The sequence below is a fragment of the Pseudomonas wuhanensis genome, assembly GCF_030687395.1.
Classification (GTDB): Bacteria; Pseudomonadota; Gammaproteobacteria; order Pseudomonadales; family Pseudomonadaceae; genus Aquipseudomonas; species Aquipseudomonas wuhanensis.
The window spans coordinates 2,293,824-2,309,336 of sequence record NZ_CP117430.1 but is presented as its reverse complement, the minus strand read 5'-3'; the positions used below and the strand labels follow the sequence as shown (position 1 = coordinate 2,309,336).

The window sequence follows — 15,513 nt, the reverse complement described above, 5'->3', positions numbered from 1 at the left end:
CGCCTTTATGCCTCCGACCCTGAGCAAACCCCTGGCAACATCCTGGGTCAGCCGATTCAAAGAACAGAGCCTGGAGCGTGGCCGTCGCTACGCACTGGAAAACCGCGTCAGGATCGTCGAAGTCGGCGATGCCACCATCACCGCCAGTTGCGAAGGCTCTGGCGGTAACGTTTACCGTCAGACCATTCGCCTGCGCGAGTCGGCCAAAGGCACCTTGCTGATGATCGACGCCACGTGCACCTGCCCGGTTCACAGCAACTGCAAACATTGCGCTGCAGTGTTGCTGCAAGTGCAGGAAACCCTTGCGTATCCGGCGGCCGCCAAAGACGCTGAACTGCTGGAAAAACTTCAGGCCGTCCTGGAAAACCGTAGCCCGAAAGCGCCGCCGCAAGTCTTGGTGGACAACGTGCAGCCGGTGCCGCGCCTGTGGCTGGCGAGCATTGAGTTCAGCGCCTTCGAACCGCGCAACGGCAAAATGCAGCGGTACATCCAGCATCGCGCGGCGCTGTCCTTCAGCTATCTGGATGAATACGTCAGCGGACAGAAAAACACTGACATCCTGATTCGCCAAGAGACGCAGACGTTACGGATAAAACGTCACCCGGAAGTCGAACAGGCCTACAGGGAACAGTTGCGAATCCTCGGTTTCAAGATCGCCACCCGACAAAGCAAGGCCTTGCCGGAAAGTGCCGGCGAACTCTACGAGATGGTCAACGACAGCGCCTGGCTGACCTTCACCCTCAATGAGCTGCCGAAGCTGCGCACCCAGGGGTGGGAGCTGCAGATCGACGAGGATTTCGGCTTCGACCTGACGGCCGTGGACGACTGGTACGCCACCGTCGAGCAGGCACCGGAGCGCGACTGGTTTGATCTGGAACTGGGAATCATCGTCAACGGCGAACGGCTTAGCCTGCTGCCAATCCTGTTGAACCTGATGCGCTCCCACACCGAGATCCTCAACCCGGAACGGCTCGCCCGACGTCGTGACGATGAACTGATTCTGGTGAACATCCCGCAGCGCCGCAGCACCGACCAAGGCCCGTTGCAGGTCGCCCTGCCCTTCGGCCGCTTGAAGCCGGTGCTGGCCACCCTCGGCGAGTTTTATCTGCAAGAGCCCGGCGAAACCACGCTGCGCCTGAGCAAGGCCGACGCCACGCGACTGAATCCGCTGGAAGGCCTGCCGTTGCTCTGGGAAGGTGGCGAGCAGATCCGCACCTTTGCCCAACGCCTGCGCGATATCAAGGACCATACCGCGGTGGCACCCGAAGGCTTGAATGCCACCTTGCGCCCGTATCAGCTGGAAGGCCTGAGCTGGATGCAGTCGTTGCGGCAACTGGAAGTCGGCGGGATTCTCGCGGACGACATGGGTCTGGGCAAAACCCTACAGACCCTGGCGCACATTCTTAGCGAGAAGAACGCCGGGCGCCTTGATCGGCCGTGCATGGTGGTCATGCCCACCAGCCTGATCCCCAACTGGCTCGACGAAGCGGCGCACTTCACGCCGCAGCTCAAAGTGCTGGCGCTGTACGGTGCCAGCCGCAAAAAGCATTTCGAGCACCTGGCCGATTACGACCTGATTCTGACCACCTATGCGCTGCTGCCCAAGGACGTCGAACGCCTGGCCGCGCAACCGTTTCATGTACTGGTGCTGGATGAAGCGCAGTACATCAAGAACCCCAACAGCAAGGCCGCACATGCAGCCCGTGAGCTGAATGCTCGCCAGCGTCTGTGCCTGAGCGGCACGCCACTGGAAAACCATCTGGGCGAGTTGTGGTCGCTGTTCCACTTCCTGCTGCCCGGCTGGCTCGGTGACGTGAAAAGCTTCAACCGCGATTACCGCGTACCGATAGAAAAGCGTGCCAGCGAAGTAAGACTTCAGCACCTCAACGGTCGGATAAAACCGTTCCTGCTGCGCAGAACCAAGGAACAGGTGGCCACCGAACTGCCGCCGAAAACCGAGATCATCCATTGGATCGAACTCAACGAAGCCCAGCGCGACGTGTACGAAACCATGCGCCTGGCCATGGACAAAAAAGTCCGCGACGAAATCACCCGCAAGGGCGTGGCGCGCAGTCAGATCATCATTCTTGAAGCCCTGCTGAAGCTGCGTCAGGTGTGCTGCGATTTGCGTCTGGTCAACGATGCTGCCCTGCCCGCACGCGGCAGCACTTCCGGCAAGCTCGATAGCCTGATGGAAATGCTGGAGGAGTTATTCGAAGAAGGTCGGCGAATTCTGCTGTTTTCGCAGTTCACCTCAATGCTGTCGCTGATCGAGGACGAGCTGAAAAAGCGTGGCGTGGCGTATGCGATCCTGACCGGACAAACCCGCGACCGACGCACGCCGGTGAAGGAGTTCCAGAGTGGCAAGCGTCAGATCTTTCTGATCAGCCTGAAGGCTGGTGGCGTAGGACTGAACCTGACCGAAGCGGATACGGTGATTCACTATGACCCTTGGTGGAACCCTGCGACGGAAAATCAGGCGACTGATCGTGCGTATCGCATTGGTCAGGAGAAGCCGGTATTCGTCTACAAGATGATTGCCAGAGGCACGGTGGAAGAGAAAATTCAGCATTTGCAGAAGGAAAAATCCGATCTTGCCGCAGGCGTGCTGGATGGGCGCAAAACCGGGGACTGGAAGTTGCAGAGTGATGATATCGAGGCGTTGTTTGCGCCGTTGCCGGAAAAAATTGATAGGTAGCGTCGATATCTCGACGCGCCTTCGCGGGCAAGCCTCACTCCTACAGGAAATCACTGTACCTGTGGGAGCTAGGCTTGCCCGCGAAGGCGTCACTGCGGCCCCACTGAAGAGATCAGCTATCAGGATTTGGGATCGGGCAAAGGCGCGAACAGCGCCTCAATATCACTCTGTTCAAGCTTCCACCCCCCACTCGCTCCACCTTCGAGCACGGCCCCGGTCAACGCCGCCTTCTCCTGCTGAAGCGCTTGTATTTTTTCTTCGACCGTACCGCGGGCAATCATCTTGTAGACGAATACCGGTTTGTCCTGACCAATTCTGTAGGCTCGGTCGGTCGCCTGGTTTTCTACTGCCGGGTTCCACCATGGATCGAAGTGAATCACCGTATCTGCCGCCGTCAAATTGAGACCGGTCCCTCCAGCCTTCAGGCTAATCAGGAACAACGGCACCTTGCCACTCTGAAAATCTTTTACCGGTGTGCGCCGATCCATGGTGTCGCCGGTCAATAACGAGTAACCAATGCCGCGTTGCTGCAGCTCCTGCTCAATCAACGCGAGCATCGAGGTGAACTGCGAGAACAGCAAAATCTTGCGATCTTCGCTGAGCAACTCTTCAAGCATCTCCATCAAGCTGACCAGCTTTCCGCTGCCTGAGCGAAGAGCTTTTGCCGTCAGCGTCGTTTTGATCAATCGCAGATCGCAGCACACCTGACGCAGCTTGAGCAAAGCGTCGAGGATGATGATCTGACTGCGCCCGACGCCGCTGCGGGCAATCTCATCGCGCACCTTCTTGTCCATTGCCACACGCACGGTTTCATACACGTCCCGCTGCCCATCGCTAAGGTCGACCCAATGCACGATCTCGGTTTTGGGAGGCAATTCGGTAGCAACCTGTTCTTTCTTGCGGCGTAGCAGAAAGGGTTTTATTCGGGCCGTCAGGTGTTGCATCCGCTCGCTATTGCCGTGTTTCTCGATCGGTGTGCGATAGTCGCGATTGAAGGTTTTACTGTCGCCGAGCCAACCGGGCAGTAAAAAGTGAAACAGTGACCACAACTCACCCAAGTGGTTTTCCAGTGGGGTGCCAGACAGGCACAAACGCTGCCGAGCCTCTAATTGTCGGGCTGCCTGAGCTGCTTTACTGACCGGGTTCTTGATGTTCTGTGCCTCATCGAGAATCAGCACGCTCCAGACCTGAGGCTGCAAAACCTCCAGATCGCGCGGTAGCAATGCGTAAGTCGTCAACACCAGGTCGTATTCGGCAAGGTTAGCAAAATCGTTTTGCCGTCCAGCCCCATGGAGCGCCAGGACTTTTAGTTGCGGAGTGAAGCGTGCCGCTTCGTCGAGCCAGTTGGGGATGAGGCTGGTAGGCATCACGGCAAGTGCCGGGCGGTCGAGACGTCCCGCCTGTTTTTCCAGTAGTAAATGAGTCAGGGCTTGCAGCGTTTTCCCCAAGCCCATGTCGTCGCCGAGAATACCGCCGACTTCCAGCTCGCGAAGGGTCTGCATCCAGTTCAGGCCTTCGAGCTGGTACGGCCGCAGCACCGCATTGAGGTCTTCTGGGGCAGCAACGTGTGCGTGAGTCGATTCACGCAAGCGTTTCGCGAAAGTGCGCAAACGCTCACCGCCCTGCCATACCAGTGGCAGACTTTCGAGCTCACTCAACCGCGCCGCATCAAGAGCATTCAGGCGCAACGAATTCCCGCTGCTTACGCTCAAATACAACTCGCCGAGCGTGGCCATTAATGGCTTGATCCGCCCGAGAGGCAGGGCGACTTTCGTACCTGGTTTCGCTCCTAACTGCCCACTATTGAGATCGATCAATACCTGATCGTTATCGTCGCGTCGGGTTAGCTCAGCCGGGCTCATCAACTGTGGCTGATTGCGTAACAAATGCAGCAGAATCGGCAGCAGGCTGTGGCGCTCGCCATTGACCACGATCCCCAATTGCAGATCGAACCATTCGCGGCCCGGCGATTCCTCAATATCGGCATACCACTCTTCTACGGACTGCAAATTGAAATGAAAGCCGTCAGTAATACTGATCTGCCAATTGGCCTCTCTGAGCGCCGGCACCCCGGATTGCACAAAAGCAAGCCATGTCGATTCATCCGGCAAGTCGAACATTTCGCCTGCGCTATCGGGTAACGCATTACTTTTACGCGTGGCCTTTTTAAAGCCTTGTTTTTGCAACGCCTGACGCAGGGCTTTTTCGGCAACCGGTTTACGCTGAATGCGCTGGGTTTCGGTGCCAAAGAGTACCGATACTTCCGTGGATTTTTTGTCCGCGGCCATGTGGCCGTTGTAAGTGAACGCCAGCGCTGCGCGGTGCTCCAGTTCGTATTTCCAGTTTGTATAACGCTTGGTTGTTGCGAGGGTCAGGAAAGCCTGGGGCTCAATATCATCGACGATCCGCTCGGTCAACGTGTGCGGCGCAGGCGCTACCCGAGTTACGGCGCTCATCCGATGACTGAATTGCATCGCCTGTCGCGCCGGGATGTCGGGAACCAAAGACAAGTGGCTGGCCAGTTTGTTGCCCAGCTCACTCAGCAGCGGTCCAACCTCCATCCTTTCGCGGTCCAGATAATATAAAGGCTCCAGCGCCAGAATCGTTTCCTCAGAAGTTTCATCGCTACGCCACTGCGGACGGAAACTGCCATTGCCTTGTTCAGCCCAGGCAAACTGCGCAGATCTCTTCTTTCCAAATGCCAAGGGCTGCAGTTGCTCGAAATCGAGAAACAATCGTGAAGTTTTCAACGCCAACTGAAGGACTTCGGCCCCGCTGCTGCCTTGCAAGGGATACCCACTGTAGTAAGAATGGGAGGAGTGGACTGCGACCAGCAATCTGGCGATGCGCAGGTCAAGCTCTGATAGATAGCCCGGCTCTCGCATCAGCGCATCTGACGGCGAAAACACAGATTTGATGTCCTGCAATCGGCCATCCTTGAGCTGACGAGCCTTGCAAATTTCCAGCAACCACTTGCCTGCGGTGGACGTGGCTTTGAGTTTGTACACCCAGCACGTGCCGGCACTCTGCACAGCTCCATCGCAGTCTGGAGCCTCGCGAGGAATATCATTGAGCCAGCGTTCCAAATCGCGGTTCAGGCGAACCGGGGCAGAGCTCTCGCTCGACTCAACAGGAACGTCTTGCAGATGATAAATGACCGTTGCACAGTGCTTGCAATCGATCACTACGGGACATGAGCAGCTGCAATCCAGCACGAACACACCGTCCTCATATTCAATGAGTTCGATGGACTGTTCGTAGATATTCCCTTCAGAGCCTTTGCAAGTCGCGCTAACCGTCAGATCATCAAGGTCGATGATCTTGACCCGATTCTCCTTGGCGTATCTGAGCGCCTTATCCAGAGCACGATTGCTGAATGCCGCCGTCCACGGCATCTGATGAAGTTGCTCAATGATTGTCGGCATAAATTCAACTTCTGATAATGACTGGATTATATGGGGGTTACGTCTTAGCCCTTCAACACCCACGCCAACGTCGACTTCACCTTGCCCATCCCGTCATGCAATGCCTGCTCGATCTCGGCCATGGTAATCACCGCTGTCGACTTGCCCGCCGCCGGGTTCACCACCAGCGCCAGACAGGCGTAATCCAGTTCCAGCTCTCGCGCCAATGCTGCTTCCGGCATGCCGGTCATGCCGACGATGTCACAACCATCACGTTCCAGCCGCGCAATTTCAGCGACGGTTTCCAGACGTGGCCCCTGGGTGCAGGCGTACACGCCTTGGCTGCTGTAGCCAACGCCTTCAGCCGCCAACGCCGCGATCAATTGCTGACGCAGGGGTTCGTTGTAGGGATAGCTGAAGTCGATGTGTGTGACCTGTTCCAGGTCATCGGCAAAATAAGTGTGTTCGCGACCGCTGGTGTAGTCGATCAATTGATGCGGCACGCAGAAATGCCCGGTGCCCATCGCAGTATGAATCCCGCCCACGGCGTTGACCGCGAGAATCGCTTTGGCACCGGCCTGCTTCAAGGCCCACAGGTTGGCGCGGTAGTTCACCTGATGCGGCGGGAATCGGTGTGGGTGCCCATGACGCGCGAGAAACAGCACTTCCTTGCCGGCGAACTCACCGATCTGCACTTCAGCCGAAGGCGCGCCGTAAGGCGTGTCCACCGCCAATGACTGACGAATGCTCAGGCCTTCAAGTTGTGTCAGGCCGGTGCCGCCGATAATCGCGTAAACCGTCATAGCGAAAAGCCCTTAATCAATCAATTGAGCTTCTCTGAGCGCGCCGATGGCCGCCAGCCAGCGCGGGTCTTGACGGTATTCGGTGTTGGCGTATGCCTGCCCGCGCATCCGCGCGATACGCGCCGAAGGCTTGACCTTCAAACGCTGGGCGGCGCTCAAGGCCAACTCGGCAGCTGCGCGATCGTTGCACACCAGGCCCATGTCGCAACCGGCGGTCAATGCCGCTTCGATGCGACTGGCGGCATCGCCGACCACGTGGGCGCCGGCCATCGACAGGTCGTCGCTGAAGATCACACCGTCGAACTGCAGTTCGCCGCGCAGGATGTCCTGCAACCAGCGACGGGAGAAACCTGCAGGCTGGGAATCGACTTGAGGATAAATAACGTGGGCCGGCATGACAGCGGCCAGTTGCTTGCTCAATCGCGCAAACGGCACCAGGTCGTTGGCGCGGATTTCGTCGAGGCTGCGCTCGTCGTTGGGAATCGCGACGTGGGAATCGGCCTCGGCCCAACCATGACCTGGGAAATGCTTGCCGGTGGCGGCCATTCCGGCACTGTTCATGCCGCGGATGAATGCACCGGCGAGCAAGGTGGCGCGCTCGGGATCACCTTCGAACGAACGGGTGCCAACAACGGCGCTGCGCTGGTAATCCAGGTCCAGCACCGGGGCGAAGCTCAAGTCGAGACCGACCGAGAGCACTTCGGTCGCCATGATCCAGCCACACTGCTCGGCCAGTTCTTCGGCATTCGGGTTATCGGCGATGGCACGCATGGCTGGCAGTCGCACAAAGCCTTGACGCAGCCGTTGAACCCGACCGCCCTCTTGATCCACCGCGAGCAGCAAGTCGGGACGAATGGCGCGGATCGAAGCGCTCAACTCGCGCACTTGGCGCGGGTGTTCGATGTTGCGGGCAAAAATGATCAGGCCGCCCACTTCGGGCTGGCGCAACAATTGGCGATCTTCAGCCGTCAGCCAGGTACCGGCGACGTCCACCATCAACGAGCCTTGCAGGCCAGCAGTCATAGAGATTCCTTGATTACGAGAAACCCGGCTCGCACGAATTCGCCGCCATGGGCTGGGCCCGGCAGGTCGGCGATATCAATGAGGAGCGGGTTCAGAACGAGAGTCGGCATGGGCGGCTAGCTTAGCGGATGTCAGCTGCCGCGCCCACCCGTGTGCGGTTAAACCTTGGCGGCGACCGGGGCCGATTTGCTGCGTGGACGCAACTGCGCGGTGGCCATGGCCGTGTCGGTGACACCGGTTTCGGCCCGCATGCCAGCGGCCAGGAACGGCACCATCAGACGCATCACTTGCTCGATGGAGGTGTTGACGCCGAAGTCGGTCTCGGCAATCGCACGCAAGGCCTTGATCCCCGACATGCTGAACGCCGCGGCACCCAGCATGAAGTGCACACGCCAGAACAGTTCGATCGGGGGAATGCGCGGCGCGGCCTCGTTGACCAGCATCATGTAGCGGCGGAATACCTTGCCGTACATGTCTTCCAGATAACGGCGCAAATGCCCTTGGCTCTGACTGAACGCCAGCCCCAGCAAGCGCATGAAGATGGACAGATCATTGCCGCTGCGTGGCTGCACTACCAGAGCTTGCTCGACCAGAATCTCCAGCAGCTCTTCAAGGGTTGGCTTGTTTTCGGGCTTGGCCTGACGGCGCTCCAGCTCTTTATCGAGACTGAGGCAGAACGGCCCGAGAAAACGCGAGAAGACCGCCTGGATCAGCGCCTTCTTCGACCCGAAGTGATAATTCACCGCCGCCAGATTGACACCAGCCTTGCTGGTGATCAGACGCAATGAGGTTTCAGCAAAACCTTTTTCCGCGAACAACTGCTCGGCAGCATCGAGAATGCGTTCAACGGTTTCCGACTGGGCCATGGCTACTCCGCCTGACAAACACTTGTTTGAAACATACGTTTCAGCCCTGGCCTTGTCAAGTCTGGCGGTTCGTTTTGGGAATGGTCGGTCAGGTATTTAACCATACAACAGTGCCGCTTCAATCAGCGAGCAAAATGACCGTCCAGCGGCCGACAAAAAAAGGGGCATTGCCAAGACCGGTTCACTGTATATAATCCCAGTCACTGTATAAAAAGACAGAGCGATCAATATGCTAAAGCTGACGCCACGCCAAGCAGAGATTCTGGCCTTCATCAAACGTTGCCTCGAAGACAACGGCTACCCGCCGACCCGCGCGGAAATCGCTCAGGAACTGGGTTTCAAGTCCCCCAATGCGGCGGAAGAACACCTCAAGGCGCTGGCCCGCAAGGGAGCGATCGAGATGACCCCGGGTGCCTCCCGCGGCATCCGCATCCCTGGCTTCGAAGCCAAGGCCGACGAGTCCAGCTTGCCGATCATTGGCCGGGTGGCTGCCGGTGCGCCGATCCTCGCCCAGCAGCACATCGAAGAATCCTGCAACATCAACCCTTCGTTCTTCCATCCTCGCGCTGACTATCTGCTGCGGGTCCATGGTATGAGCATGAAGGACGTCGGCATTTTCGACGGTGACCTGCTGGCCGTCCACACCACCCGTGAAGCCCGTAACGGCCAGATCGTGGTGGCGCGGATCGGCGACGAAGTGACCGTCAAGCGCTTCAAGCGCGACGGCAGCAAGGTTTGGTTGATTGCCGAAAACCCTGAATTCGCCCCTATCGAAGTCAACCTGAAAGATCAGGAACTGGTTATCGAAGGCTTGAGTGTCGGCGTGATTCGCCGCTAAAGGAGGCTTTATGCAGTTCCCACATACCTCACAGCAAGCCCAACTGCCGTTGTTCGAGGCGTTCATGGCACAGCCATTGGCGCCGATCCTGAAAGACGTGGTCGAATCGCCCTGGAGCGCCGAGCCTGAAGTTTTCAGCGAGCTATCACTGCGCGGCGCGGCCGGGAACTGCCTGAACCTTCTGGCACCGATTCTCAGGGAACTGAGCCAGGATCAGGATGCACGCTGGCTGACACTGATCGCCCCGCCCGCCAGCCTGACACAAGCCTGGTTACGGGACGCCGGTCTGAACCGTGAGCGCATTCTGCTCCTGCAACCGCGCGGCACGCAGAGCGCTCAGCAGTTGACCTGCGAAGCCTTGCGACTTGGCCGCAGCCATACGGTCGTCAGCTGGCTTAACCCGCTGAGCACAACATCGCGGCAACAGTTGATCAGCGCCGCCCGTATCGGGGATGCGCAAAGTCTGAATATTCGACTGGGCTAACTGACAAGCACTGTGCGCGCTGAATAACGCGGGGCTTCTCCAGGGATAGAGAAGCCAATCTGTAGAGGTATTCGAAGAATCCGACGGGCGGGATCAATGAAGAACCCGTGGCCCCTCTTCCTTATCAAATTCGCCTTCAACCAGGCGTCCTGCCATCTGAACACCGACGCTCAACATCGCCTTGGCGACTTCCACATGCTGGCCTTGCAGGAAAACCTTGGCATCCTCGGAGAAATCCAAAGTAACCAGAGAACCCTCGTCCTCGGCCCTGCGCAGCTCGATTCGGCCGTCTGGTAACTCGACAATTTCTAGAAAGGACGTTGGCATAAAGGTCTGTTCTCCACGAAAGGCGGGGATTATATAGGCATCAGCCAAGCTTCGCTCGGGATCTTGACCAGATGCCATCATGAAGGGAAATTTCTGACAGTACTCTTCCCTGAGCGGACCCCTCTCTAAACACTCAAACTTTCAGCACTCGTTCAACCCTTCGCGAAACCGAATCGCCAGACCTTTAAGGTTCTGACGCCAGCTCTCCAACTCTTCCCGACTCAACTCCTCCGGTGCCTCTTCTTCATCCAGATTAACGGCCAGAATGAGCGGCTGCGTCACATCGCCCTTGGGCTTGTGCGGAGCGCGAGGCGGCTGAAACAGTGCGGCATGTGCCGACAGCAGTTTGGCCAGCCAGGTTTCAGGGTTTTGCGCCAGTTCAACCATCTCGGCCATTTCCGGAATAGCGATGGTTTCGAGCACTTCGCGGGTCAGCAGCATCTCTGCACGCGGCGCATTGGCCTGAGGCAGCCGATAGAAACCGGCGATTTCATGGCACAGCCCCAACAGCGCACCGTACAGGTGAAACAACGCCGATTCGCGCCCGGCCTGAATCAGCGCCAGGGAGTTCATCGCCCGTCCCTCTTCGGCTTTGGCGAGCGCTTCCAGCGACAGGCCGGCGAAATAAATCTTCTGGTTGGTACGGGTATAGAGTTCGTGGGCCATGACGGCAGCCTCCACAACGAAATAATTGCTTCACGCAGGTCAGACAGTGTCGTGGATCACCTGAGCTCACCGCAAGCCCAAAACAAAAAGGCCGCATGAAAACCCGAGGGTTGTCATGCGGCCTTTTTGTGTACAGCGGCTTTTAAGCCTTGGCTGCTGGACGCTTGTCTTCAACCGTCCACTTGCCGCCGTCGTAATACGCCTTCCAGCCAGTCGGTTTACCGTCGACCTCAGTCTGCACGTATTGCTCTTTGGTCTTGCGGCTATAACGGATCACTGCCGGGAGACCGTCCGGGTCTTTCTTCGGCGCTTCGCAGAGGAAGTGATACTTCGGATCGATCTCATCCTTGTGCGGCACGATCTCCATGACCAATGGAGCACGGGTCTCGCGGTTTTTCGGGAACTGACTGGCCGCCAGGAACAGGCCGGAAGCACCGTCGCGCAGAATGTAGGTGTCGTTGACCTTCTCGCATTTGAGCTCAGGCATCTTCACCGGATCCATCTTCGGCGGCGCCGCGTCACCGCTTTTCAGCAGCTTGCGGGTGTTCTTGCAGGTGGCATTGGTGCAACCGAAGAACTTGCCGAAACGACCGGTCTTGAGCTGCATCTCGCTGCCGCACTTGTCGCATTCCAGGCTCGGACCTTCATAGCCTTTAATGCGGTAGGTGCCCTCTTCGATCTCGTAACCAGAGCAATCCGGGTTGTTACCGCAGATGTGCAGCTTGCGCTTCTCGTCGAGCAGGTAAGCGTCCATGGCCGTGCTGCAGATCGGGCAGCGATGCTTGCCACGCAGGACCAGCGACTCGGACTCACCCTCGTCGTCCGCGGCGATTTCATCGCCCGGCACCAGGTTGACGGTGGCTTTGCAGCGCTCTTTCGGCGGCAGGCTATAGCCCGAGCAACCGAGGAATACGCCCGTCGAAGCAGTGCGGATCTGCATCGGACGACCGCACAACACGCACGGAATGTCAGTCATCACCGGCTGATTGGCGCGCATGCCGCCTTCGGCGCTTTCGGCTACTTCGAGTTTCTTCTTGAAGTCGCCATAGAACTCGTCGAGCACGTTTTTCCAGTCGCGCTCGCCCTGAGCGACGTCATCGAGGTTCTCTTCCATGCCGGCGGTGAAGCCGTAGTCCATGAGATTGGAGAAGCTCTCGGCCAGACGCTCAGTGACGATGTCGCCCATCTTTTCCGAATAGAAACGACGGTTGTGCAGCGCCACGTAGCCGCGGTCCTGGATAGTCGAAATGATCGCCGCGTAGGTCGAAGGACGACCGATGCCGCGTTTTTCCATTTCCTTAACCAGGCTCGCTTCCGAGTAACGCGCCGGCGGCTTGGTGAAGTGCTGGGTCGGATCAAGCTTGATCAGCTTCATCGCATCGCCCTGAACCATATCCGGCAACACATCATCATCGCCAGGCTTGGCAATTTGCGGCATGACGCGGGTGTAACCGTCGAACTTCAGGATGCGGCCCTTGGCACGCAGCTCGAAGTCACCGGCACCGACGGTGACCGTGGTCGACAGGTATTGCGCCGGCAGCATCTGGCAGGCCAGGAACTGGCGCCAGATCAGCTCGTAAAGCCGCTCGGCATCACGCTCCATGCCCGACAGCTTGCTTGGCTCGGTATTGGCGTCGGACGGACGAATCGCTTCGTGAGCCTCTTGTGCGCCTTCCTTGCTGCTGTAGATGTTCGGGTTTTCCGGCAGGTACTTCTTGCCGAACTCGCCTTCAATATAGGTACGCGCCATCGTCACGGCATCGGCCGAGAGGTTGGTGGAATCGGTACGCATATAAGTGATGTAGCCAGCTTCGTACAAACGCTGGGCCATCATCATGGTTTTCTTCACACCGAAGCCCAGGCGGTTACTCGCAGCCTGCTGCAGGGTGGAAGTGATGAACGGTGCCGACGGCTTGCTGCTGGTCGGTTTGTCTTCGCGCTTGACGATGCTGTAGCTGGAAGCCTTGAGCTTTTCCAGCGCGGCCATGGCCTGGGCTTCGTTGAGCGGCTTGAAGGCTTCGCCTTTCTCGCGGGCTACGTCGAAGCGCACGGTCGCGCCCTTGGCGGTGCCGAGGTCGGCGTGGACTTCCCAGTATTCTTCCGGGTTGAACGCGCGGATTTCACGCTCACGCTCGACCACCAGCTTCACGGCAACCGATTGCACGCGACCGGCGGACAGGCCACGGGCGACCTTGGCCCACAGCAGCGGCGAAACCATGTAACCCACTACGCGGTCGAGGAAGCGACGCGCCTGCTGGGCGTTTACTCGATCGATGTCCAGCTCGCCCGGTTTGGAGAAGGCTTCCTGGATCGCTTTCTTGGTGATTTCGTTGAACACCACGCGCTTGTAGCGGCTGTCGTCACCACCGATGGCTTCGCGCAGGTGCCAGGCAATGGCTTCCCCCTCGCGATCCAAGTCGGTTGCGAGATAGATGGTGTCAGCATCTTTGGCGAGCCGGCGCAGCTCTTCGATGACTTTTTCCTTGCCCGGGAGGATCTCGTACTTGGCTTTCCAGCCATGATCGGGATCAACACCCATGCGCGAGACCAGCTGCTTGCGCGCTTTCTCTTTCGGCGAGAGCACCGGACCTTCACTTGCGGCGGCCTTGCCGCGCTTGGCGGCAGGCTCTTTGCTGGCGCTAGCCGAACCGCTGGTGGGCAGGTCTCGGATATGGCCGATACTCGACTTCACCACGTATTGGTTACCCAGATACTTGTTGATGGTCTTGGCCTTAGCCGGGGATTCCACAATGACCAGCGATTTGCCCATGGATCAGAAAATTCCTGAATTCTAGAAGTGAAAGGCGGTTGGCGCCTGACGCGGCACCGCTATATATAGTGGCTACAAGGTGAGGTCAAGCGCAGGGTTCTGCGCGCACTCCCCTTATGGCTGCGGAAAAACGCTCGGTTCGGCTTGCACCAAAGCAAAGCGTGGCACCTGTTCGCCGTCAACCTCGACCGACTCCAGGAACATGCTCAAGGGGCGCACCCAAAAGCCGTAATCGCCATACAGGGCTTGGTAGAAGACCACTTCCTCTTCGGTTTCCGAATGCCGCGCAACCGCGAATACGCGGTACTGCGGACCTTTGTAATGTTCGTAGAGCCCAGGTTGTATCGGCATGCTTTGGCCCTCACTCAAATTTTTTTAAAATAAAAACAAAATAAATCCGGAAAAACAAAAACCGGGGCACTTGGCCCCGGCTTCCATCAGCGAAACGCTTAAACGCGTTCGAAGACGGTGGAGATGCCTTGGCCGAGACCAATGCACATGGTAGCCACCCCGAAGGTGCCGCCATTCTGCTTCATCACGTTCAGCAAAGTGCCGGAGATACGGGCACCGGAGCAACCGAACGGGTGACCCAGGGCGATCGCGCCGCCGTGCAGGTTAACCTTCTCGTTCATCTTGTCGAGCACTTTCAAATCTTTCAGCACTGGCAGCGCCTGTGCGGCGAAAGCTTCGTTAAGCTCGAAGAAGTCGATATCGTTGATACCAAGGCCCGCGCGCTTCAGTGCTTTCTGCGTTGCCGGTACTGGACCATAGCCCATGATCGCCGGGTCCACACCCGCCACGGCCATCGAACGAATCACCGCCAGCGGCTGGATGCCCAGGTCTTGGGCACGCTGCGCCGACATCACGATCATGCACGAAGCACCGTCGGTGATCTGCGACGAAGTACCGGCTGTCACGGTGCCGCCCTTCGGATTAAACGCTGGCTTCAGAGCCGCCAGGCTTTCCAGGGTGGTTTCCGGACGAATGGTTTCGTCGTAGTCGAACAGTTTCAGGAAACCGTTCTCGTCGTAGCCCTGCATAGGGATGATTTCGTCTTTGAACTTGCCTTCCACAGTCGCCTTGTGGGCGAGCTGGTGGGAGCGCACGCCAAAGGCGTCCTGTTGTTCGCGAGTAATGCCGTGCATTTTGCCGAGCATTTCTGCGGTCAGGCCCATCATGCCCGAGGCTTTCGCCGCGTACAGAGACATGTGCGGGTTCGGATCGACACCGTGCATCATGCTCACGTGACCCATATGCTCGACGCCACCCACCACGAACACGTCACCGTTACCGGTCATGATCGCTTGCGCGGCGGTGTGCAGAGCACTCATCGACGAGCCACACAGACGGCTGACGGTCTGGCCGGCCGAGGTGTGCGGGATCTGCGTCATCAGGGACGCCATGCGGGCGATGTTCCAGCCCTGCTCCAGAGTCTGGTTCACACAGCCCCAGATCACGTCTTCGACTTCGCTCGGGTCGACCTTGACGTTGCGTTCCAGCAATTTGCTGATCAGGTGCGCCGACATGTCTTCGGCGCGGGTGTTGCGGTGCATGCCGCCCTTGGAGCGGCCCATCGGCGTACGACCGAAGTCGACAATCACGACGTCTCTAGGATTCAAGCTCATATACGTTCA

At 58.3% G+C, this 15,513-nt stretch carries 12 protein-coding genes; 3 read left to right on the top strand and 9 right to left on the bottom strand.

What is annotated here, in order from left to right:
- Positions 1–7: 7 nt before the first annotated feature.
- Positions 8–2,698, top strand: a complete 2,691-nt coding sequence (locus PSH88_RS10690) for a DEAD/DEAH box helicase (protein WP_305426172.1) — start codon at positions 8–10, stop codon at positions 2,696–2,698.
- Between the two features lie 119 nt (positions 2,699–2,817).
- Here PSH88_RS10690 and PSH88_RS10685 read toward each other — a convergent pair whose 3' ends face one another.
- From PSH88_RS10685 to PSH88_RS10670, 4 genes are all read right to left on the bottom strand, one after another.
- Positions 2,818–6,123, bottom strand: a complete 3,306-nt coding sequence (locus PSH88_RS10685; RefSeq protein ID WP_305426969.1) for a DEAD/DEAH box helicase — start codon at positions 6,121–6,123, stop codon at positions 2,818–2,820.
- 44 nt (positions 6,124–6,167) lie between these two features.
- Positions 6,168–6,905, bottom strand: coding sequence for an S-methyl-5'-thioinosine phosphorylase (locus PSH88_RS10680; protein ID WP_305426171.1), 738 nt, complete (start codon positions 6,903–6,905; stop codon positions 6,168–6,170).
- A gap of 12 nt (positions 6,906–6,917) precedes the next feature.
- Positions 6,918–7,916, bottom strand: a complete 999-nt coding sequence (nagZ, locus tag PSH88_RS10675) for a beta-N-acetylhexosaminidase (RefSeq protein ID WP_305426968.1) — start codon at positions 7,914–7,916, stop codon at positions 6,918–6,920.
- 170 nt (positions 7,917–8,086) lie between these two features.
- Positions 8,087–8,794 carry a TetR/AcrR family transcriptional regulator gene (locus tag PSH88_RS10670; RefSeq protein ID WP_007907768.1) on the bottom strand — a complete coding sequence of 236 codons (708 nt, stop codon included), beginning with the start codon at positions 8,792–8,794 and terminating at the stop codon, positions 8,087–8,089.
- 229 nt (positions 8,795–9,023) lie between these two features.
- Between PSH88_RS10670 and lexA the strand changes: the two genes are divergently transcribed.
- Positions 9,024–9,632: a transcriptional repressor LexA gene (lexA, locus tag PSH88_RS10665; protein ID WP_007907770.1), complete on the top strand. Its 609-nt coding sequence runs from the start codon at positions 9,024–9,026 to the stop codon at positions 9,630–9,632.
- Positions 9,633–9,642: 10 nt separating this feature from the next.
- The gene (gene sulA / locus PSH88_RS10660; protein WP_008073066.1) at positions 9,643–10,116 is read left to right on the top strand and encodes an SOS-induced cell division inhibitor SulA; all 474 of its coding nucleotides are present in this window, start codon (positions 9,643–9,645) and stop codon (positions 10,114–10,116) included.
- A 93-nt stretch (positions 10,117–10,209) separates the two neighbouring features.
- Here sulA and PSH88_RS10655 read toward each other — a convergent pair whose 3' ends face one another.
- The 5 genes from PSH88_RS10655 to fadA form a co-directional block, all read right to left on the bottom strand.
- Positions 10,210–10,443: a hypothetical protein gene (locus tag PSH88_RS10655; RefSeq protein ID WP_007907774.1), complete on the bottom strand. Its 234-nt coding sequence runs from the start codon at positions 10,441–10,443 to the stop codon at positions 10,210–10,212.
- Between the two features lie 141 nt (positions 10,444–10,584).
- Positions 10,585–11,109: a DUF6586 family protein gene (locus PSH88_RS10650; RefSeq protein ID WP_038979974.1), complete on the bottom strand. Its 525-nt coding sequence runs from the start codon at positions 11,107–11,109 to the stop codon at positions 10,585–10,587.
- Positions 11,110–11,251: 142 nt separating this feature from the next.
- On the bottom strand, positions 11,252–13,879 hold the full coding sequence (topA, locus tag PSH88_RS10645; RefSeq protein ID WP_305426170.1) for a type I DNA topoisomerase: 2,628 nt from the start codon (positions 13,877–13,879) through the stop codon (positions 11,252–11,254).
- Positions 13,880–13,993: 114 nt separating this feature from the next.
- The gene (locus PSH88_RS10640) at positions 13,994–14,230 is read right to left on the bottom strand and encodes a DUF1653 domain-containing protein (protein ID WP_007907781.1); all 237 of its coding nucleotides are present in this window, start codon (positions 14,228–14,230) and stop codon (positions 13,994–13,996) included.
- Positions 14,231–14,328: 98 nt separating this feature from the next.
- Positions 14,329–15,504 (bottom strand): acetyl-CoA C-acyltransferase FadA, encoded by a 1,176-nt coding sequence (gene fadA / locus PSH88_RS10635; RefSeq protein WP_007933190.1) that lies wholly within the window; start codon positions 15,502–15,504, stop codon positions 14,329–14,331.
- Positions 15,505–15,513 lie beyond the last annotated feature (9 nt).